The sequence below is a fragment of the Nocardiopsis sp. NPDC057823 genome (assembly GCF_042797335.1).
In the GTDB taxonomy this organism is placed as follows: domain Bacteria; phylum Actinomycetota; class Actinomycetes; order Streptosporangiales; family Streptosporangiaceae; genus Nocardiopsis; species Nocardiopsis changdeensis.
This window is the reverse complement of the sequence record NZ_JBHVLR010000001.1, coordinates 354,643-372,738: the sequence shown is the minus strand read 5'-3', so window position 1 is coordinate 372,738 and position 18,096 is coordinate 354,643. Positions and strand designations below refer to the sequence as shown.

Here is an 18,096-nt window from a genome sequence, read left to right as displayed (position 1 = left end):
CCGGGAACCCCGCGCGGGCGCGGATCCGCCCGCGCCTCCCCCGCCCGGGCCGGGCTCTCAGGCGGTCCCGGCGATGAGGCGGTCGGCGTGCTCCGGGCTCAGGCAGTGCTCGATGACCAGCACGGCGGCGCCGATCTCGCCCGCGCTCTCGGCGGCCACCGACGACACGATGCTGAGGTGCTCGGTGGCCAGCGGCAGCGACCGCTGGTAGATGACCTCGCGCACCCCGGCCAGCAGGTGGTCCCCGGCCAGGGCCAGCGCCCCGCCGATGACGATCACCGAGGGGTTGAACATGTTGACGGACGCGGCCAGCACCTCGCCGATGTCGCGGCCGGCCTGGCGCAGGGCGCGCAGCGCCGGAACGGACCCGTTGCGGGCCAGCTCCACCACGTCGCGCGCGCTGTGGGCGGGCACGCCCTCGGCGGTGAGGGCCTCGGCCAGGGCGGCCCCGCTGGCGACGGCCTCCAGGCAGCCGGTGTTGCCGCAGCGGCAGGGCTTGTCCGCGCCGCTGGGGACGTGGATGTGCCCCATGTCGCCGGCCGCGCCCTGGGCGCCCCGGTAGACGCGCCCCTCGCTGACGATGCCGCAGCCGATGCCGGTGGCGACCTTGACGAACATCAGGTGGCTGGCGTCGGGCCAGGCGGTGTGGTGCTCGCCGATCGCCATGATGTTCACGTCGTTGTCCACCAGCACCGGGACGGCCAGCCGCTCCCCCACGTAGCCGGGCACGTCGAAGCCGTCCCAGCCGGGCATGATCGGCGGGTTCACGGCCCGGCCGGTGGAGTGCTGGACGGGGCCGGGCAGGCCGATGCCCAGGCCCAGCAGCTCGGAGACGTCGCGGCCGGCGCCGGCGAGCAGCCCGCGGCCGTGCTCCACCACCCAGTCCAGGACGTGTTCGGGCCCCAGGGCGATGTCCAGGTCGGCGCGGGCCTCGGCGATGACCTCGGCCGCCATGTCGGTGAGGGCCAGCCGCGCGTGGGTGGCGCCCAGGTCCGCGGCGAGGACGACCCGCGCCCGGGGCCGGAACGAGAACGTGGTGGGCGGGCGGCCGCCGGTGGAGACGGCCTCGCCCGCCGGGCCGATGAGGCCGCTGGCGAGGAGCGCGTCCACCCGCTGGGTGACGGTGGACCGGGCCAGGCCGGTGGCCCCGGCCAGCTCGGACCGGGTGCGGGGGCGGCCGTCGCGCAGCAGCCGGAGCAGGGTCCCCGCCCCGGGCGCGGTCGTGGTGGGAGCGGCCCGGAGTCCGTGGGCCGGCGGGCCGGTCAGCGCATCTTCCGTCATGGGACAAGTCAAGCACAGGATCTATTGACCGCCTCGAAAGGACCTATTGCGGTCACGTTTCTCAACTTATGCTTGACCGTCGACAGAAGTCCGGCGTACGGTGCGAGCATGTCAGTGAGTAAGGTCACAAGCATCGGCAGCGGGTCCGATGTCGGGGAGGCCCCGCCCAACGCCTACCGGGCCGCCGTGATCGGCACCGGGTTCATGGGCCGGGTCCACAGCCACGCCGTCCGCGCCAACGGGGGCGCGGTCGTCGGGGTGGCGGGCTCCTCCCCCGCGAAGGCCGAGGCCTTCCGCTCCGCCAACGGCGTCGGCCGCGCCCACGCCGACGCCCTGGACCTGATCCGCAGCGACGACGTGGACGTGGTGCACGTGTGCGTCCCCAACCACCTCCACGCGCCCCTGACCCTCGCGGCCCTGGCCGCCGGCAAACACGTGGTGTGCGAGAAGCCCCTGGCCACCGACGCCGCGACCGCCGCGGAGATGACCGCGGCCGCCGCGGACGCCGGGCTGGTCGCCGTCGTCCCCTTCGCCTACCGCTTCCACCCCATGGTCCGCGAGGCCCGGGCGCTGGTCGCCGCGGGCGCCGTCGGCCGGGTCGGCCTGGCCCACGGCGGCTACCTCCAGGACTGGCTGCTGTACCCGCAGGAGGACAACTGGCGGGTGGACCCGCGGATCGGCGGCCCCACCCGGGCGTTCGGGGACATCGGCTCGCACTGGTGCGACATGCTGGAGTTCGTCACCGGCGACCGGATCGCCTCCGTCAGCGCCCAGACCGGCCGGCTCAACGACGTCCGCGACGGGCGGCCGGTGGACACCGAGGACCTGGTCACCCTCCAGTTCGCGACCGCCGGCGGGGCCGTGGGCGGCGCGGTCATCAGCCAGGTCTCCCCCGGCCGCAAGAACAGCCTGGTGCTGGAGGTCTCCGGCACCGAGGGCTCGCTGCGCTTCGACCAGGAGCGCCCCGAGACCCTGTGGGCGGGCGGGCGCGGGCGCACCGGGATCATCTCCCGGGACGACCCGGACCTGAGCGCCGACGCCGCCCGGCTCACCGCCGTCCCCGTCGGCCACCCGCAGGGCTACCAGGACTGCTTCAACGCCCTGGTCGCCGACACCGCCGACGCCGTCGCCGGGGGCTCCCCCGAGGGCCTGCCGGTCTTCGCCGACGGGCTGCGCGCGGCGGTCATCGCCGAGGCCGTGCTGCTCTCGGCCCGCGAGCGCCGCTGGGTCGACGTCACCGAGGTGGACCGGGGATGAGCACCGCACCCCCCGCAGAGCCGGTGGTCCGCATGAGCGGCATCACCAAGTCGTTCCTGGGCGTCCGCGTCCTGCACGGCGTCGACCTGGAGCTGTACCCGGGGCAGGTGCACGCCCTGGTGGGCGAGAACGGCGCCGGGAAGTCGACCCTGATGAAGGTCCTGGCCGGGGTCCACCCGGCCGACGGGGGCACCGTCGAACTGGACGGCCGCCCCGTCTCCTTCGAGCACCCGGTCCAGGCGCAGCGGGCCGGCGTGGCCACGGTGTTCCAGGAGTTCAACCTGCTCCCGGAGCGCACCGTCGCCGAGAACGTGTTCCTGGGCCGGGAGATCCGGGGCCGGTTCGGCGCCGTGGACGCCCGCGCCATGGAACGCGCCACCGCCGCCCTGCTCGCCGACCTGGACCTGGAGGGCATCGAGCCCTGGGCCCGGGTCCGGTCCCTGTCGGTGGCCCAGCAGCAGGTGGTGGAGATCGTCAAGGCGCTCTCGCACGACGCCCGCGTCATCTCCATGGACGAGCCGACCGCCGCGCTGGCCGAGAGCGAGGTGGAGGTGCTCTACCGGATCATCGCCCGCCTGCTCGAACGCGGTGTGGCGGTGCTGTACGTCTCCCACCGCATGCGGGAGATCTTCGACCTGGCGACCCGGATCACCGTCCTGAAGGACGGTCGCCTCGTCGACACCGTGGACGCCTCCGGGACCCGCCCGGCCGACCTGGTCCGCATGATGGTGGGCCGCCCGGTGTCGGCGGTCTTCCCCGAGCACCTGGAACCGTCCGGGGACCGCCACGGCGACGTGCGCCTGGAGGTGTCCGGCGGCGGCAACACCCAGCTGGACGACATCTCCTTCCAGGTGCGCGGCGGCGAGATCGTGGGCCTGGCCGGGCTCCAGGGCAGCGGGCGCACCGAGATCGCGCACGCCCTGTTCGGGATCGAACGCTTCACCCGGGGCGAGGTCCGGGTGGACGGGCGCCGGGTGGACCCGCGCTCGCCGCGGACCGCGATCCGGGCGGGCCTGGTGCTGGTGAGCGAGGACCGCAAGACCCAGGGCCTGGCCCTGAACCAGTCGGTCCTGGCCAACGCCCGGCTGGTCCTGGACGCGGTGTGGCCGTTCGGCTCGGGCGCCCGGGCCGCCCGCCTGCCGGGGGTGCTCTCCTCCCTGGAGCTGGTGGCGCGCGGCGGCAACGCCCAGGAGGTCCGCTACCTCTCCGGCGGCAACCAGCAGAAGGTCGTGCTGGCCAAGTGGCTGGCGACCGAGCCCGGCGTGATGGTGCTGGACGAGCCCACACGGGGCATCGACGTCGGCGCCAAGCAGGCCGTCTACCGGCTGATGCGGGAGCTGGCGGCGCAGGGCGTGGCCATCGTCCTCATCTCCTCCGAGCTGCCCGAGCTGATCGGGATGTCGGACCGCCTCGTCGTCCTGGCCGACGGCCGGGTGGCGGGCGGGCTGCCCGGCGGCTCCGGCGAGGAGGAGGTCATGGCGCTGGCCACCGGCTCCGCCGCCGAACCCGCCGGCCCCGGGGTCGAGGACCCGCGGATCACCGCAGCGGCGGCCGGACACCCCGACGACCACAGCCACGAGGAGGCCGCACCGTGAGCGCTCCCCCCGCCTCCCCGCAGTCCGCGGTCCGCGCCCTGTGGGCCCGCACCGGCACCACCGGCCTGGTCTACCTGGCCCTGGTCCTGCTGCTGGTGCTCAGCACCCTCTACGTCGCGTCCCGGGGCGAGAACCTCTTCACCACGGCCAACACCGTGGACCTGTTCACCCGCAGCAGCCTGCTCGGGTTCCTCGCCATCGGCCAGACCCTGGTCATCCTGTGCCGCTCCCTGGACCTGTCGGTCGGGTACGTGGCGGCCCTGTCCACCGTGGTCGCGGCCACCGTCATGGCGGGCGACCCGGCCCGCGTCCCCCTGGGCATCGCCGCCACCCTGGGCCTGGCGGCGCTGATCGGCCTGGCCAACGGCACCATCGTGACGTGGCTGCGGGTCAACCCGTTCATCGCCACCCTGGGCACGGGGCTCATCATCAAGGGGTACCTGGACACCAACTTCCAGGGCCCGGCGGGGGCGATCCCCGCCGCGTTCCAGGCCTTCGGCTACACCCGCATCGGGGTGTTCCCGGTGTCCACCCTGGTCATGCTGGCCCTGGCCGCGGCGGCGGTGGTGTTCCTGCACCGCACCCGCACCGGCTATCACATGTACGCGGTGGGCGGCGACGCCGAGGTGGCGCGCCTGTCCGGTGTCCGCGACCGGATCCCCGTCATCACCGCGCACGTCCTGTGCTCGGTGACCGCCGGGATGGCCGGGCTGCTGCTGGCCTCGCGCTTCGGCACCGGCAGCGCCCTGGTCTACAACAACGGCTACGAACTGGAGGCCATCGCCGCGGTGGTGCTCGGCGGGACCTACCTGCTGGGCGGGCGCGGCGGCGTGGCCGGGACCATCGCCGGGGTGTTCATCCTGGCCACCCTCGACACCGTGTTCAACGTGCTGGCGGTGGACCCGTTCGTCAAGGACGTGCTGCGCGGCGTCATCGTCATCACCGCCGTCGCCATCTACGCCCGCGGCCGGCTGTCCCGGTCCGCGGTGCGGGTGCGCTTCCCCTCCGGCGGCCCGCCGCCACCCGCTCCCCCGCCCGACCCGGGCGGCGCCCCGGCCCCCGTCACCTCCGGCACCGAAGGAGGCGGACGATGACCGAGACGCCCGCCCGGCGCTCCGCCCCCCTCGCCCTGCTGCCCTCGCTGGGACGGGGCGGCACCGCCACGGTGCTCCTGATCCTGGTGCTGATCTTCGTGGTCATCGCCACCCGGAACCCGTCCTTCTTCGAGGGCCCGCCGCTCATGGCCTTCGCCAAGAAGGCGGCGCCCCTCGTCATCCTGGCCGTGGGCCAGTACCTGGTCATCGTGTCCGGGGAGTTCGACCTGTCGGTCGGTTCCCTGGTCGGCGCCCAGGTGGTCATCGCGGCCCGGCTCATCGACGGCGAGGAGGGCATGACCCTGCCCGTCATCGGCCTCATGCTCGCCTTCGGCCTGCTGGTGGGCCTGGTCAACGGGCTGGTCACGACGCTCCTCAGGGTGCCGTCGATCATCGCCACCCTGGGCATGATGCTCGTCCTGTTCGGCGCGGTCCGGTTCTGGACCGGGGGCGCGCCCACCGGCTCCCTGTCGGAGGCGTTCCGCGTCCCCGGCCGGGGCGGGATCGAGGGCGTGCCGTTCCTGGGGCAGCTGCCCTGGGCGGTGCTCATCGCCCTGGCGCTGACCGTCTGCGCCGTGCTCCTCATGCGCTCCCCGTTCGGCCGCTCCCTGATGGCGACCGGCGACAACGACGTCGCCGCCGCCTACGCCGGGGTGCGGGTGCAGCGGGTGCGCACCCTGGCCTTCGTCGGCTCCGCCCTCATGGCGACCGTCGCGGCGATCCTCATCGGCGGGTTCGCCGGGGTCACCGCGCAGGTCGGCCAGGGGCTGGAGTTCACCGCCATCACCGCCGTGGTGCTGGGCGGGGTGGTCCTGGGCGGCGGCCGCGGGACGGTCGTGGCCGCCGCCCTGGGCGCCCTCACCGTCGAAGCCCTGTTCACCCTCTTCAACCAGCTCTACCTGCCCTCGACCATCCAGCCTTCGGTGCAGGGGCTCATCATCATCGCCGCGGTGGCCTACGCCGCCCGCCGGGGCGATCTGCGACCGCCGGGGCGCCCGCGCCGGCGACCGGACCACGAACCCGAGCGCGAGCCCGGGACCCCCAGGAGGTAACCATGCGCATCTCACGCATGCTGCTCGCCGGCACCGCCGGCCTGACACTGATGCTCTCGGCGTGTACCACCGACGCGCCCGACGAGGCCGCGCCGGGAGGTGAGGGCGGCGCCGGGATGACGCCGGACGCGGAGTGGTTCGACGAGGCCGAGTACGAGGCCCAGCTCGCCCAGCGGGAGATCACGCCGGAGGGCTCGCCCGACGAGCCCTGGCTCCAGGCGATCGAGCCGGAGTGGACGGACACCTCGGAGTTCGTCCACGACTCCCCCGAGGACGCCACCGTCTGCTTCTCCAACGCCTCGGTCTCCAACCCCTGGCGCGTCACCGGCTTCATCACCATGGAGCAGCAGGTGGAGGCGCTCCAGGAGGAGGGCCGGATCGGCGAGTTCCGGGTGTCGGACGCCGCCGACGACGACAACCAGCAGATCTCCGACATCCAGGCCTTCGTGGACTCGGGCGACTGCGACGCCATCATCATCTCGCCGTCCACCACGGCCACGCTGACCCCGGCGGTGGAGACCGCGTGCGAGAGCGGCGTCCCGGTCATCGTGTTCGACCGCGGCGTCAACACCGACTGCATGGTGACGTTCATCCACCCGATCGGCGGCTACGCCTACGGCGCCGACGCCGCCGAGTTCCTGGTGGAGAACCTGGAGCCGGGCTCCCGGGTGCTGGCACTGCGCATCCTGCCGGGTGTGGACGTGCTGGAGCACCGCTGGGCGGCCGCCCAGCAGATCTTCGGCGAGAGCGAGCTGGAGGTGCTCGGCTTCGAGTTCACCGAGGGCGACGGCGCCAAGATCAAGGACCTGGTCTCCCAGCACCTGCAGCGCGGCGAGGTCGACGGCATCTGGATGGACGCCGGCGACGGCGCCGTGGCCGCCCTGGAGGCGTTCGAGGACGCCGGCCGGCCGTACCCGGTGATCTCCGGTGAGGACGAGCTGAGCTTCATGCGCAAGTGGGACGAGGAGGGGCTGACCGCGATCGCGCCGGTGTACTCCAACTTCCAGTGGCGCACCCCGGTGCTGGCCGCCGCCATGATCCTGGGCGGCGAGGAGGTGCCCTCCGAGTGGATCCTGCCGCAGGAGCCCATCCGCCAGGGCGAGCTCCAGGACTACCTGGACCGCAACGCCGACATGCCGTCGCTGCACTACGCCAAGTTCGGCGGGGAGGACCTGCCCGGGTTCCCCGAGGCCTGGACCGACCGGTAGGAGGAGGGGCGGATGCGCGCGCTGGGGGTCAACACCTGGGTGTGGACGTCACCGCTGACCGGGGCCGATCTGGAAGTGATCGCCCCACGGGTGGCGGCCTGGGGGTTCGACGTGATCGAGCTGCCCGTGGAGGACGTCGGCGACTGGGACCCCGGCCGCGCGCGGGACCTGGTGAGCGGGCTGGGTCTGGAGCCCCGCGTCGTACTGGTCATGGGCCCGGGTCGGGAGCTGGTCGCGACCGACCCGGGCACCCGGCGGGCGACACAGGACTACCTGCGCCGGGTCGTGGACGCGGCGGCGGCGGTCGGGTCGCCCGTCGCCGCCGGCCCCGCCTACGCGTCGGTGGGCCGCACCTGGCGGATGTCCACCGCGGAGCGGGCGTCCCTCGCGGCCGAGCTGACCGAGGCCCTGGCCCCGGTCGTGGAACACGCCGCGCAGGCGGGCGTCCGGCTGGCGGTGGAGCCCCTCAACCGCTACGAGACGAGCGTCCTCAACACCGTCGACCAGGGCCTGGAGCTGCTCGCGGACCTGCCGTCGGAGCACTGCGGCCTGGCCCTGGACGTGTACCACATGAACATCGAGGAGCGGGACGTCCCGGCGGCGATCCTGCGGGCCGGCGACCGGGTCGCCCACGTGCAGGTATGCGCGAACGACCGGGGCGCCCCCGGGGCCGACCACCTGGACTGGCCCGGGATCGCCGCCTCACTGGACACGATCAGGTACACAGGCCCCCTGGTCATCGAATCCTTCACCGCGGAGAATGCCACCATCGCCACCGCGGCCTCCATCTGGCGGCCGCTGGCGGCGACACAGGACGCGATCGCCGTCGACGGGCTGGCGTTCCTGAGGTCCCTCCCGAGTGGAAGGTGAGGAGTGGTGGGACCCGGGGCGCGGTCCGCACCCGGCCGTGCACGCACAGCGGGCGGGCGGGCGACGCGTCCGGCACGGCACACCACCACCCCGCTCGGTGCCGCGCTGGCCGGAGAGCGCCGCCGGGAGCAGGGTGACTCCCATCCGCTAGGAGACGTCACCATGCCCGCCGACCACCCCAACCCCCCGACCCTGGAGGACTCCGGACCGCAGCCCCCGGAGGACCTGCCCGAACCCTCCCGCACCACTCCGCTGACCTGGTGGCTCACCATCGGCGCGATGGCCGTCGTGATGGCGCTGATCGCCGCGCTCGTCCTGTCCGGCGGGCGCGAGGAGCCCGGCGGCGCCGGCGCCGACGCCGTGGCCGCGCTCGCCGAGGACGCGACCGCCGCCGGGGAGACCCTGTCCCCGGTCGTCGAGGAGATGGAGGAGTGGCTGCCCACCGACGGCTCCCACCCGCCGCTGGACGTGGTGGACGCCGCGACCGTGCACGGCTGGCGGACCGCCGCCCACGAGGCCGCCACCGGCCTGGCCGTGCGGGAAGGCGCGGACCCGGTCCGCACCGGCCTGATCTCGTCGGCGTCGCTGCTGGTCGTGGCCGCCGACACCTACTCCAAGGCCGCGCTGGTGGAGGACGAGGACCTGCGCATGGACCTGCTGCACGTGGCGATGGACGTGCGCAACGAGGCCGTCGTCGGCTGGTCGGCCGCGGCCTCGCACCTGGACGAGGCCGCGGTCGCCGCCGGGCTGGGCCACGTCCACGTCCACCTGCCCGCCTCCCCCGACCTGGGGGCGCTGGAGCCCGACGGCACCGCCGGGACCCGGGTCGAGCAAGAGAACCACCACTGACGAACGAACACCGGCCCCGGCCCCGAGCCGGGGCCCACCGACGAAAGGCCCGACCATGACACGACCGGTCACCCTCTTCACCGGGCAGTGGGCCGACCTGCCCTTCGAGGAGATCTGCTCCCTGGCGTCCTCCTGGGGCTACGACGGGCTGGAACTGGCCTGTTGGGGCGACCACCTCGACGTCACCCGCGCCGCCGCCGACGACGACTACGTGCGCGACCGCCTCGACACCCTCGAGCGGCACGGCCTGGGGCTGTGGGCGATCTCCAACCACCTGCTCGGCCAGGCGGTCTGCGACGACCCCATCGACCAGCGGCACAAGGACATCCTGCCGTCCCGGGTGTGGGGCGACGGCGACCCCGAGGGCGTGCGGCGGCGCGCCGCCGAGGAGATGAAGACGACCGCGCGGGCCGCGGCCCGGCTGGGGGTGTCCACGGTGGTGGGCTTCACCGGGTCGGCGATCTGGAAGTACGTGGCGATGTTCCCGCCGGTGGGCGAGGACGTCATCGAGGCCGGGTACCGGGACTTCGCCGACCGGTGGAACCCGATCCTGGACGTGTTCGACGAGGTGGGGGTGCGGTTCGCGCACGAGGTGCACCCCTCCGAGATCGCCTACGACTACTGGTCGACGCGGGCGGCGCTGGAGGCGGTGGGGAACCGGGAGGCGTTCGGCCTGAACTGGGACCCCAGCCACATGGTGTGGCAGGACATCGACCCGGCGGGGTTCCTGTGGGACTTCCGGGACCGGATCTACCACGTGGACTGCAAGGACACCCGCAGGCGGACCGGCAACGGCCGCAACGGGCGGCTGGGCTCGCACCTGCCGTGGGGCGACCCGCGGCGCGGCTGGGACTTCGTGTCCACCGGCCACGGCGACGTGCCCTGGGAGGACTGCTTCCGCGTCCTGAACTCCATCGGCTACACCGGGCCGATCTCGGTGGAGTGGGAGGACGCGGGGATGGACCGGCTGGTCGGCGCGGCCGAGGCGGTGGAGTTCGTCCGCTCCCACGCCTACGACCCTCCGCAGGCGTCGTTCGACTCGGCGTTCGGCTCCGACTGAGCCCCTGCTCCCCGGGCCGGCGGCCGCGGATCACATCATCGGGGCGATGACCACCCGGTATCCGCGGCCGTCGGCCACGACGTCGCGCCGGAAGTCGTTGACCCGGTTGACCGAGTCCTGCACCGCGCGGCCGCTGAACGCCGCCGGGTCGGCGGCGGGCAGGCGGGCCAGGACGGCGCGGACGGCCTCGTCGACGGAGAGCACCGTCTCCCGGTGCTCCAGGACGATGCGCGCGCCGTCGAGGCGGCTGATGGCGATCCGGAACATGGCCGGTTCTCCTCGGGCAGGGGGCGGCTGTGGGAGAGCGGGGTCTTCCCCGATTGTCCCCCATCGCCCGGGCCGGAGCGGCGCGCGGGACCGGAGGGCACGGCCGCCCCGGCCCGGCGTCAGACCTCCAGGGTCTCCTCGATGTTCTTGAGGCGGTGCCGGGCCAGGGCGAGGTTGCCCCGGGCCCGGTCCAGCGCCAGGTAGAGGAACAGCCCCTGTCCCTTGCGGCCGGCGAGCGGGCGGATGACGTGGTACTGCCCGGACAGGGTGATGAGGATGTCCTCGATGGCGTCGTTGAGGCCGAGCTGGTCCATGGTCCGCATCTTGGCCCGGACCACTTCGGTGTTGCCCGCCGCGGCGACGGTGAGGTCGAGCGTGTTGGTGGAGGCGAGGGTGCCCAGCGCCATCCCGCTGCCGTAGTCGACGACGGCGGCGCCCACCGCCCCGTCGATCTCCATCATCTCTTTGAGGCCGGATTCGATGTTCGGCATGTCCTTCTCTTTCCTGTGGTCGGTTCGGTCGGTTCGGCGCTGCCGTCCCCGGTCGGCGATCCAGCGGCGCAGCCCGTGGACCGCGCGGCGCGGGGAGGCCCCACCGGTCACGCGGTCACCGCCCGGTCGGGTCCGTCCGCCGACAGGGTGCGCAGCGCGGCGAGGACGCGCTCCAGGACCCCGCGGTCCACGGGGACGGCCTGCCGGGGCCGGGGGAGGCCGCCCGGGTCCGGCAGCGGGGGCCGGTCCCGGCGGGGCGCGGGCGGCCGGGCGGTGCGGGCGAGGCGGCGCAGGTCCCGCAGGGCGGAGCCGAGGCTCCCCCCGTCCGGGGACACCCGTACCCGCACCCGCAGGCACAGGTCCGCGGACTCCGCCAGGACGGCGGCCAGGACGTGGTGGCGGGCGTCGGAGACGACGACGTCCTCCATGTCCTGGCCCGCGCACAGCGGTCCCGCGTGCACGGCCCGCAGGATCTCCACCACGTCCTCGGGGCGGTCCTCGTCTCCGACGTGGACGAGGGTCCGCCCGCTCCGCCAGTCGACGAGGTGGACACTGCGCACCCCGGGCGTCCGGAGCAGGTCCCTCATCTGTCGGTCGATCGCACGCACATCGGTCCTCCGTGGAGACGGGTCGGGCGGTCCGCGGCGGACGGGGCAGCGGGCCGCCCTTGTACGGACAAGGACGACAATAGGGTGATGCGGCCGATTCCGCTGGCTTTTGAGAAATCCGTTGAATAGTGCCTGATAAGAAGGCCGGGCACTCGGCGCGAACCCGGGAACGAATGCCCGATTTCACACAGGAACGGCACGAATAAAACGGCGATCGCCCGTGATATCACGGGCGATCGCCTTTACCGCCTTATGGGTTCTTCGGGCCCTAGGACCCGGCGTCCGGGCCGACGGGCCGGGTCAGAGCCAGTCGACGCCGTAGCCCTCCAGGTCGTAGCGGGCCGCGACGATGTCCAGCCTCCCGGACTCGACGAACGGCGCCAGCTCCGGGTCCGCGCGCAGCAGGCCGGCGACGTGCCGGGCGTTGGCGCGCACGCAGGCGTCGACGAAGTCGCCCCCGTCGTCGGGGGTGGAGTCGACGACCTCCAGGATCTGCTCCACGAGGTAGCCGACGTGGCCGTGCGGGAGCTCTCCGGTGCGGTGGGCCTCCACCGCGGCGCCCACCGCGCCGCAGGAGGAGTGGCCCTGGACGACGATGAGCGGGACCGCCAGGTGTTCGACGGCGTAGACGATGCTGCCGAGCACCGAGGAGTCCAGGACCTCGCCGGCGGAGCGGACGGTGAACAGGTCGCCCAGGCCCCGGTCGAAGACCAGTTCCGGTGCGACCCGCGAGTCGGCGCAGCCGAGGATGAGGGCGAAGGGGCTCTGCCCCTGGGCGACCTCGATCCGGCGGCGGCGCCCCTCGTGGGGGTGGACGGAGGCGAACCGGCGCCAGCGCCGGTTGCCCTCCTTGAGCAGACGCAGGGCGTCGGCGGCCCCTCCCTCGAAAGGGGCTCCGGAGTCGGCCAACGCGGACGAGGGAACCGCGGCGGCCAGGGCGGCTCCCGCACCGCCGACCAGGGAGGCGCGCAGGGCGTGACGACGTGAAATGGCCATGGGGAGTCTCGTTCTTCTTCGCTTCGAGGCGGATCACGCCTCCGGTCAAAGAAAGCGAACAAAAACTACGCTTCTACCAAAAGGGACACAAGACACTTAACGGATTCTTGACGCCGCCCCCGCACCCGCTCCCCACGGGCACCGCCCCGCCCGTTCCGGCGAAGGGGGCCCGGCCGCCGACCGCCGCGATCCCCTCACCTCTACCGATGCGCCCCGATCCGCCGTAGACTCCCACCGACCGATCGTTCAGTAACCGACCCCCTCGTGTGACGGCCACGACACGCGGTCCATGACCGGACGACCGGCACGCGACCGGCCGGCGACACGAGGTAGATTCGACAACCGTGCCCCGAACCAGCCCTGGCGAGTCCGCGCCCCCGCGCTCCGGGAGGCGCCGCTCCGGACGCCCCGGACACGACGCCGACTCCGTCCTGCACGTGGCGGCCCGCGTCTTCAACGAGCGCGGCTACGACGGGACCAGCATGGAGGACCTGGCGCGCGCCCTGGGCGTCACCAAGTCCGCGATCTACCACCACGTCTCCAGCAAGACCGAGCTGCTGCGCCGGTCGCTGGACCTGGCCATGGACGCCCTGTTCGCGGTCACCCGCGAGGAGGCCTCGGTCACCGGCCCGGCCGTGGACCGGCTCGACCACGTCCTGCGCGGCAGCGTCCGCGTGCTGGTGGAGCTGCTCCCGCACGTCACGCTGCTCCTGAGGGTGCGCGGCAACACCGAGGTGGAGAAGCACGCCCTGGAGCGGCGGCGCGAGTTCGACCACCTGGTCGCCGACCTGGTCCGTGAGGGCATCGTCGCCGGGGACATCCGCGACGACGTGGACCCGGCGGTGGCCGCACGGCTGCTGTTCGGCATGGTCAACTCGATCGTGGAGTGGTACAAGCCCGACCGAGGGCTGTCGGCGGAGGAGGTGGCCGACACCCTCGCCACCATCGCCTTCCAGGGGCTGCGCCGCCCGCCGCACGCCTCCTGACCCGGGGCCGGTGATACCGGTCACGGAGGTCACGGTCACCGCCGGTCACACCCCCTTCGGGCTCGCGGTTCCCCATGCGACCAAAGTCCCGAAAGCAGAGAAGCGTAATACTTCCAGCTTTCTTGCTGCATATCCGTTTTCTATGCTTTTCCAGCCGGGAAAATCGCACAGTCGGGACGGAACAGCGTGGTCGAGCACTTCACCTACGGACCGTGGACTCCGGGGATCGCCTACGCGGTGTCGGTCATCGGCTCCTTCATCGGCCTGATGGCGGCCGCGCGGTCGCGCGCCGCCACCCGCCGCTTCGCCCGCCTGCAGTGGCTGGCCATGAGCGCGGTCTGCCTGGGCGGCACCGCCGTGTGGTCCATGCACTTCATCGCGATGATGGGCTTCCGGGTCACGGGCACCGCCATCCGCTACGACACCGTCCTGACCCTGGCCAGCGGCGCCATCGCCATCCTGGTCATGGGCGTGGCGCTGTACCTGACCATCCGCCGCGGGACCACCGGCTGGCTGCTGCTCAGCGGCGCCATCGCCGGCTCCGGGATCGTCGCCATGCACTACATCGGCATGGCCTCGATGAACATGAACGGCGACCTGCACCACGACCCGGTGTTCGTCGCCGCCGCCGCGGCGATCGCCCTGGCCGCCGCGACCGCCGCCCTGTGGTTCGCCCGGCGCGTGGACGGCCTGCCCGCCATCACCGTGGCCTCGCTGCTCATGGGCGTCGCCGTCTCCTGCATGCACTACACCGGCATGTTCGGGATGAGCGCCACCGTGCACACCGGGGACCACCTGTCCACCCCGGCCGGGGCCACCTCCTCGGACCTGCTGCTGCCGCTCGTGGTAGGCCTGTTCGTCCTCCTGCTGGTGTGCAGCCTCTTCCTCATGCTGGGCGTGGAGGACGCGCCCCGGCGCCCCGCGCCCGCCCCGGCCCCGCAGGAGCGGAAGGACGCGAGCGGAGAGTACTCCCCCCGTCACGTTTTCGACCCGAACCGGGACCGCACCCGATAACCCGCATTCGGACATCGGGAACAGTGCGCGGGAAAACACACTCGCACCGGTGACACTCCGCATCGGGTGATGTGTATTCCGCACATCCCCTGGCTTTTCATGAATTCCATCTTTATGATCCGTAGCTCACGCCCAATGTGACTTAGGTCATGGAAAGTGGAGTTCCGTGTTCGACGATGTCTTCGGCCAGGACTGGCTGACCCCCGCCATCGCGTTCACCGTCTCGGTGATCGGCTCCTTCCTCGGGCTCTCCTTCGCCTACCGGGCCCGCCGCGCCGCCGGGCTCGCCCGGTGGCACTGGACGTTCCTGGCCGCCCTGGCCCTGGGCGGCATGGCCGTGTGGTCCATGCACTTCATCGCGATGATGGGCTTCCGCCTCTCGGGTACCGCCATCCGCTACGACACGCTGCTCACCCTCCTCAGCGGCGCCATCGCCATCGTGGTCATGGGCGGCGCGCTCGCCCTGAGCCTGCGCAGGCGGAGCACCCCCTGGCTGCTGCTCAGCGGCCTGCTGCTGGGGATCGGCGTGATCGCCATGCACTACACCGGCGTCGCCTCGATGAACGTCCACGGCGACCTGCACCTGGACCCCGTGTACGTGGCCGCGTCCTGTGCCATCGCCGTCGTCGCGGCCACCGTCGCCCTGTGGTTCGCCACCCGGGTCAAGGGGCTGGGCGCCAACGCCGGCGCCTCCGTGCTGATGGGCGCGGCCGTCACCTCGATGCACTACACCGGGATGGCGGGTGTGCACCACGAGGCGCCCGAGTTCACCCGCTACGGCGCCCCCGAGGGCTCCACCGTGCCCGACCTGCTGCTGCCGATGATCGTGGTGCTCTTCGTGTTCCTGCTCGTCTGCAGCCTCTTCCTCCTCCTGGGGGTCGAGGAGGAGCGCACCGACTACAGCCGCCGCCCCGTGCACGCCGCCGCCGCGCCCCCGGACGACGTGGTCCGCCCCGGCGACGCCGGGTACAGCCCGCGCCACGCCTCGGCCCGCCCCGTCGCGCAGGCGGTGGGCGAGCCGCGCCGTGCGGCCGACGACGTGTGGACGCGCCGCCGCTGACCCCGCCGGAAAACCATTGGCCCCCGCGGGCCCGCCGAGTGTAGTTTCGTCGGGTCCGCGTGCGCCCGCCGCGGAACGACCCGGAGAGGAGGACGCGCCATGCCTGTGACCGTCCTTGCCTGTGAGCCCCACCTCCCGACGTTCCGCGAGCCCTGAGCGCACCCGACCACTCCCGGGTGCCCGGCTCGCCTTCTTCCCGAAAGAAAGAGCCGTACCGTGAACACCCGTGTCACCGACACACCTCCGCATCCGCTGACGGCGCTGGGCTGGAACCCGCGCGTCGCGGCCGCCTTCGACTCCGCCTCCCACGGCTCGGAGCACCTCCTGGTGCCCGGGCGCGTGAGCGCCGCCCGCCGCGGCGGCTCCGTGGTCCGCGTCCCGGGGGGCGAGGTCCCCGCCGACCACTCCCCCGCCGTCCTCAAGGACACGCGGACCGACCCCACCCTGGCCCCGTGCACCGGCGACTGGGTCGCCCTGCGCCGCTCGGGTGACGCCTGGCTGGTGGAGGCCGTGCTGGAGCGCTCCGGCACACTCGTCCGCCAGGGCATCGCCAAGGACTCCTACGACCAGGTCCTCGCCGCCAACGTGGACCGCGTCCTCATCTGCGAGGCGGCCGACCAGGGGCCCAACGTGGGCCGCCTGGAGCGGTTCCTCAGCCTGGTCTGGGCCGGCGGCGCCGAGCCGGTCGTCGCCGTCACCAAGGCCGAGCTGGCCGGGGACCGGCTGCCCGAGGTCGTCGAACTCGTGCGTTCGGTCTCCCCCGGGATCGAGGTCCACGTGGTCAGCGCGCACACCGGCCAGGGCCTGGACGCCCTCGCCGAGCGGATGGCCCCCGGCTCCACCTGGGTGCTGCTGGGCACCTCGGGCGCGGGCAAGTCCAGCCTGGTCAACGCCGTCGCCGGACAGGAGCTCATGGACACCGGCGCGATCCGCGGCGACAAGCGGGGGCGGCACACCACCACCCACCGGCAGCTGCTGGTCCTGCCCCGGGGGGCGGTCGTCCTGGACATCCCCGGGGTGCGCCGCATCGACGTCCCCGGCGAGGCCGAGGGCGTGGACCGGACCTTCGCCGACGTCACCGAGCTGGCCGAGCAGTGCCGGTTCCGGGACTGCGTCCACGAGACCGAGCCCGGGTGCGCGGTCCGCGCCGCCATCGACGAGGGCGAGCTGGACCTGAGCCGCCTGGAGCGGTGGAACCGGCTGCGCCGCGAGTCGGAGCGCAACCGGGCCCGGGGCGACGCGCGGCTGCGCTCCGAGCAGACGCGCGTGTGGAAGGCCCGCGCCAAGGAGGGCCGCGAGCGCGGCCGCCTCAAGCGGGGCGGGCGCTGACGGCGGCGGGCGCCTCCCCTCGGGGGGAGGAGCCCGCACGCGCGGCCCGGGGGCTCAGAACCCGAACGCCCGCTTGGCGTTGCCCGCGATGGTCGCGGCGAGCTCGTCCTCGTCCAGGCCCTTGACCTGCGCGAGCGTCCGCAGCGTGTGCGGGATGAGGTAGGGCGCGTTGGGACGGCCCCGGTACGGCTTGGGGGTCAGGAACGGCGCGTCCGTCTCCACCAGCATCAGCTCCGCCGGGGCCGCCTGCGCGGCTTCGCGCAGCGGCTCCGCGCTGGCGAACGTCACGTTGCCCGCGAAGCTCATGAAGTAGCCCAGGTCCGCGCAGCGGCGGGCCATGGCCGCGTCGCCGGAGAAGCAGTGGAACACCACCGTGTGCGGGGCGCCCTCCTCCTCCAGCACGCGGAACACGTCCTCGTGCGCCTCCCGGTCGTGGATCATCAGGGCCTTGCCGTGCCGCTTGGCGACGGCGATGTGCCCGCGGAACGACTCCTCCTGGGCGCGCGCCCCCTCGGGGCCGGTGCGGAAGGTGTCCATGCCGGTCTCGCCGACCGCCACCACCTGCGGCCGCGCGGCCAGGGCGTCGATCTCGGCCAGCTGCTTGCGGAGGGCCTCGAAACCACCGGGCTCGCGGGTCTTGCCCGCCCAGTCGGTGTCGTCCACCTCCACACCGTCCGCGCCGTCCCCGTGCACGACGCGCGGCGCCTCGTTGGGGTGCAGGGCGACCGCCGCCCACACCTTCCCGGGGTTGGCGGCCGCGACGTCCACCGCCCAGCGCGACGACGGCAGGTCGACGCCCACCTGGAGCAGCGGGGTCACCCCGACCGCCTCGGCGGCGGCGATGATCTCGGCGACCTCCGGGGTCTGCATGTCCATGTGGGTGTGGCTGTCGGCCACCGGGACCCGCAGCGGATCCGGCGCCGGAGGCGGCGTCTGCGCGTTGCGCGCCTCGACGGCCTTCCCCGACCGCTTGCCCATGTTCTTCCCTCCGCGACGAGCCGCGGCGCCGGGGGTGCCCGGGGGGCGGGGGGGGGGGCGGGTGCGTGTGAGGTTCGGCGGGGCCCCGGCCCGGGCCCGGG

At 73.4% G+C, this 18,096-nt stretch carries 18 protein-coding genes; 12 read left to right on the top strand and 6 right to left on the bottom strand.

Annotation, left to right across the window (positions count from 1 at the left end):
- Positions 1-57: 57 nt before the first annotated feature.
- Positions 58-1,281: an ROK family transcriptional regulator gene (locus ACFVNO_RS01765; protein ID WP_355256103.1), complete on the bottom strand. Its 1,224-nt coding sequence runs from the start codon at positions 1,279-1,281 to the stop codon at positions 58-60.
- A 114-nt stretch (positions 1,282-1,395) separates the two neighbouring features.
- Between ACFVNO_RS01765 and ACFVNO_RS01760 the strand changes: the two genes are divergently transcribed.
- The 8 genes from ACFVNO_RS01760 to ACFVNO_RS01725 all read left to right on the top strand — a co-directional run bounded on the left by ACFVNO_RS01760 (position 1,396) and on the right by ACFVNO_RS01725 (position 10,266).
- The gene (locus ACFVNO_RS01760; RefSeq protein ID WP_378889184.1) at positions 1,396-2,538 is read left to right on the top strand and encodes a Gfo/Idh/MocA family protein; all 1,143 of its coding nucleotides are present in this window, start codon (positions 1,396-1,398) and stop codon (positions 2,536-2,538) included.
- Positions 2,535-4,133: a sugar ABC transporter ATP-binding protein gene (locus ACFVNO_RS01755; RefSeq protein ID WP_378888427.1), complete on the top strand. Its 1,599-nt coding sequence runs from the start codon at positions 2,535-2,537 to the stop codon at positions 4,131-4,133. The genes ACFVNO_RS01760 and ACFVNO_RS01755 overlap by 4 nt, the downstream gene beginning before the upstream one ends.
- Complete coding sequence (locus ACFVNO_RS01750) at positions 4,130-5,227, top strand: ABC transporter permease (RefSeq protein ID WP_355256097.1); 1,098 nt, start codon at positions 4,130-4,132, stop codon at positions 5,225-5,227. The genes ACFVNO_RS01755 and ACFVNO_RS01750 overlap by 4 nt, the downstream gene beginning before the upstream one ends.
- Positions 5,224-6,279, top strand: a complete 1,056-nt coding sequence (locus ACFVNO_RS01745) for an ABC transporter permease (protein WP_378888423.1) — start codon at positions 5,224-5,226, stop codon at positions 6,277-6,279. The genes ACFVNO_RS01750 and ACFVNO_RS01745 overlap by 4 nt, the downstream gene beginning before the upstream one ends.
- 2 nt (positions 6,280-6,281) lie before the next feature.
- Positions 6,282-7,487, top strand: a complete 1,206-nt coding sequence (locus tag ACFVNO_RS01740; RefSeq protein ID WP_355256091.1) for a substrate-binding domain-containing protein — start codon at positions 6,282-6,284, stop codon at positions 7,485-7,487.
- A 12-nt stretch (positions 7,488-7,499) separates the two neighbouring features.
- Positions 7,500-8,357: a sugar phosphate isomerase/epimerase gene (locus ACFVNO_RS01735; RefSeq protein ID WP_355256088.1), complete on the top strand. Its 858-nt coding sequence runs from the start codon at positions 7,500-7,502 to the stop codon at positions 8,355-8,357.
- A 162-nt stretch (positions 8,358-8,519) separates the two neighbouring features.
- A complete protein-coding gene (locus tag ACFVNO_RS01730) occupies positions 8,520-9,206 on the top strand; it encodes a hypothetical protein (RefSeq protein ID WP_378888419.1) in 687 nt (228 codons plus the stop codon).
- A gap of 55 nt (positions 9,207-9,261) precedes the next feature.
- On the top strand, positions 9,262-10,266 hold the full coding sequence (locus ACFVNO_RS01725; protein ID WP_355256082.1) for a sugar phosphate isomerase/epimerase: 1,005 nt from the start codon (positions 9,262-9,264) through the stop codon (positions 10,264-10,266).
- Positions 10,267-10,296: 30 nt separating this feature from the next.
- Here ACFVNO_RS01725 and ACFVNO_RS01720 read toward each other — a convergent pair whose 3' ends face one another.
- The 4 genes from ACFVNO_RS01720 to ACFVNO_RS01705 all read right to left on the bottom strand — a co-directional run bounded on the left by ACFVNO_RS01720 (position 10,297) and on the right by ACFVNO_RS01705 (position 12,628).
- Positions 10,297-10,533: a hypothetical protein gene (locus tag ACFVNO_RS01720; protein WP_220564819.1), complete on the bottom strand. Its 237-nt coding sequence runs from the start codon at positions 10,531-10,533 to the stop codon at positions 10,297-10,299.
- A 119-nt stretch (positions 10,534-10,652) separates the two neighbouring features.
- On the bottom strand, positions 10,653-11,024 hold the full coding sequence (locus tag ACFVNO_RS01715) for a hypothetical protein (RefSeq protein ID WP_355256079.1): 372 nt from the start codon (positions 11,022-11,024) through the stop codon (positions 10,653-10,655).
- 107 nt (positions 11,025-11,131) lie between these two features.
- Positions 11,132-11,611, bottom strand: coding sequence for a hypothetical protein (locus ACFVNO_RS01710; RefSeq protein ID WP_355256076.1), 480 nt, complete (start codon positions 11,609-11,611; stop codon positions 11,132-11,134).
- A gap of 321 nt (positions 11,612-11,932) precedes the next feature.
- Positions 11,933-12,628 (bottom strand): carbonic anhydrase, encoded by a 696-nt coding sequence (locus ACFVNO_RS01705; RefSeq protein WP_355256073.1) that lies wholly within the window; start codon positions 12,626-12,628, stop codon positions 11,933-11,935.
- 437 nt (positions 12,629-13,065) lie between these two features.
- On the opposite strand from ACFVNO_RS01705, the gene ACFVNO_RS01700 reads away from it, so the two are divergent.
- The 4 genes from ACFVNO_RS01700 to rsgA all read left to right on the top strand — a co-directional run bounded on the left by ACFVNO_RS01700 (position 13,066) and on the right by rsgA (position 17,017).
- Positions 13,066-13,614 carry a TetR/AcrR family transcriptional regulator gene (locus ACFVNO_RS01700; RefSeq protein ID WP_220565521.1) on the top strand — a complete coding sequence of 183 codons (549 nt, stop codon included), beginning with the start codon at positions 13,066-13,068 and terminating at the stop codon, positions 13,612-13,614.
- Positions 13,615-13,800: 186 nt separating this feature from the next.
- A complete protein-coding gene (locus tag ACFVNO_RS01695; RefSeq protein WP_355256070.1) occupies positions 13,801-14,628 on the top strand; it encodes an MHYT domain-containing protein in 828 nt (275 codons plus the stop codon).
- 166 nt (positions 14,629-14,794) lie between these two features.
- Positions 14,795-15,688, top strand: coding sequence for an MHYT domain-containing protein (locus tag ACFVNO_RS01690; RefSeq protein ID WP_355256067.1), 894 nt, complete (start codon positions 14,795-14,797; stop codon positions 15,686-15,688).
- 216 nt (positions 15,689-15,904) lie between these two features.
- On the top strand, positions 15,905-17,017 hold the full coding sequence (gene rsgA, locus ACFVNO_RS01685) for a ribosome small subunit-dependent GTPase A (RefSeq protein WP_355256064.1): 1,113 nt from the start codon (positions 15,905-15,907) through the stop codon (positions 17,015-17,017).
- Positions 17,018-17,071: 54 nt separating this feature from the next.
- On the opposite strand, the gene ACFVNO_RS01680 is transcribed toward rsgA, so the two are convergent.
- Positions 17,072-17,995 carry a TatD family hydrolase gene (locus tag ACFVNO_RS01680; protein ID WP_355256061.1) on the bottom strand — a complete coding sequence of 308 codons (924 nt, stop codon included), beginning with the start codon at positions 17,993-17,995 and terminating at the stop codon, positions 17,072-17,074.
- Positions 17,996-18,096: the final 101 nt, after the last annotated feature.

Bases quoted from the DNA above. Each gene is read 5' to 3' on its own strand.
- ACFVNO_RS01765 (WP_355256103.1), bottom strand. From the start codon at position 1,281: ATGACGGAAGATGCGCTGACCGGCCCGCCGGCCCACGGACTCCGGGCC.
- ACFVNO_RS01755 (WP_378888427.1), top strand. From the start codon at position 2,535: ATGAGCACCGCACCCCCCGCAGAGCCGGTGGTCCGCATGAGCGGCATC.
- ACFVNO_RS01745 (WP_378888423.1), top strand. From the start codon at position 5,224: ATGACCGAGACGCCCGCCCGGCGCTCCGCCCCCCTCGCCCTGCTGCCC.
- ACFVNO_RS01740 (WP_355256091.1), top strand. From the start codon at position 6,282: ATGCGCATCTCACGCATGCTGCTCGCCGGCACCGCCGGCCTGACACTG.
- ACFVNO_RS01735 (WP_355256088.1), top strand. From the start codon at position 7,500: ATGCGCGCGCTGGGGGTCAACACCTGGGTGTGGACGTCACCGCTGACC.
- ACFVNO_RS01730 (WP_378888419.1), top strand. From the start codon at position 8,520: ATGCCCGCCGACCACCCCAACCCCCCGACCCTGGAGGACTCCGGACCG.
- ACFVNO_RS01725 (WP_355256082.1), top strand. From the start codon at position 9,262: ATGACACGACCGGTCACCCTCTTCACCGGGCAGTGGGCCGACCTGCCC.
- ACFVNO_RS01720 (WP_220564819.1), bottom strand. From the start codon at position 10,533: ATGTTCCGGATCGCCATCAGCCGCCTCGACGGCGCGCGCATCGTCCTG.
- ACFVNO_RS01715 (WP_355256079.1), bottom strand. From the start codon at position 11,024: ATGCCGAACATCGAATCCGGCCTCAAAGAGATGATGGAGATCGACGGG.
- ACFVNO_RS01710 (WP_355256076.1), bottom strand. From the start codon at position 11,611: ATGAGGGACCTGCTCCGGACGCCCGGGGTGCGCAGTGTCCACCTCGTC.
- ACFVNO_RS01705 (WP_355256073.1), bottom strand. From the start codon at position 12,628: ATGGCCATTTCACGTCGTCACGCCCTGCGCGCCTCCCTGGTCGGCGGT.
- ACFVNO_RS01680 (WP_355256061.1), bottom strand. From the start codon at position 17,995: ATGGGCAAGCGGTCGGGGAAGGCCGTCGAGGCGCGCAACGCGCAGACG.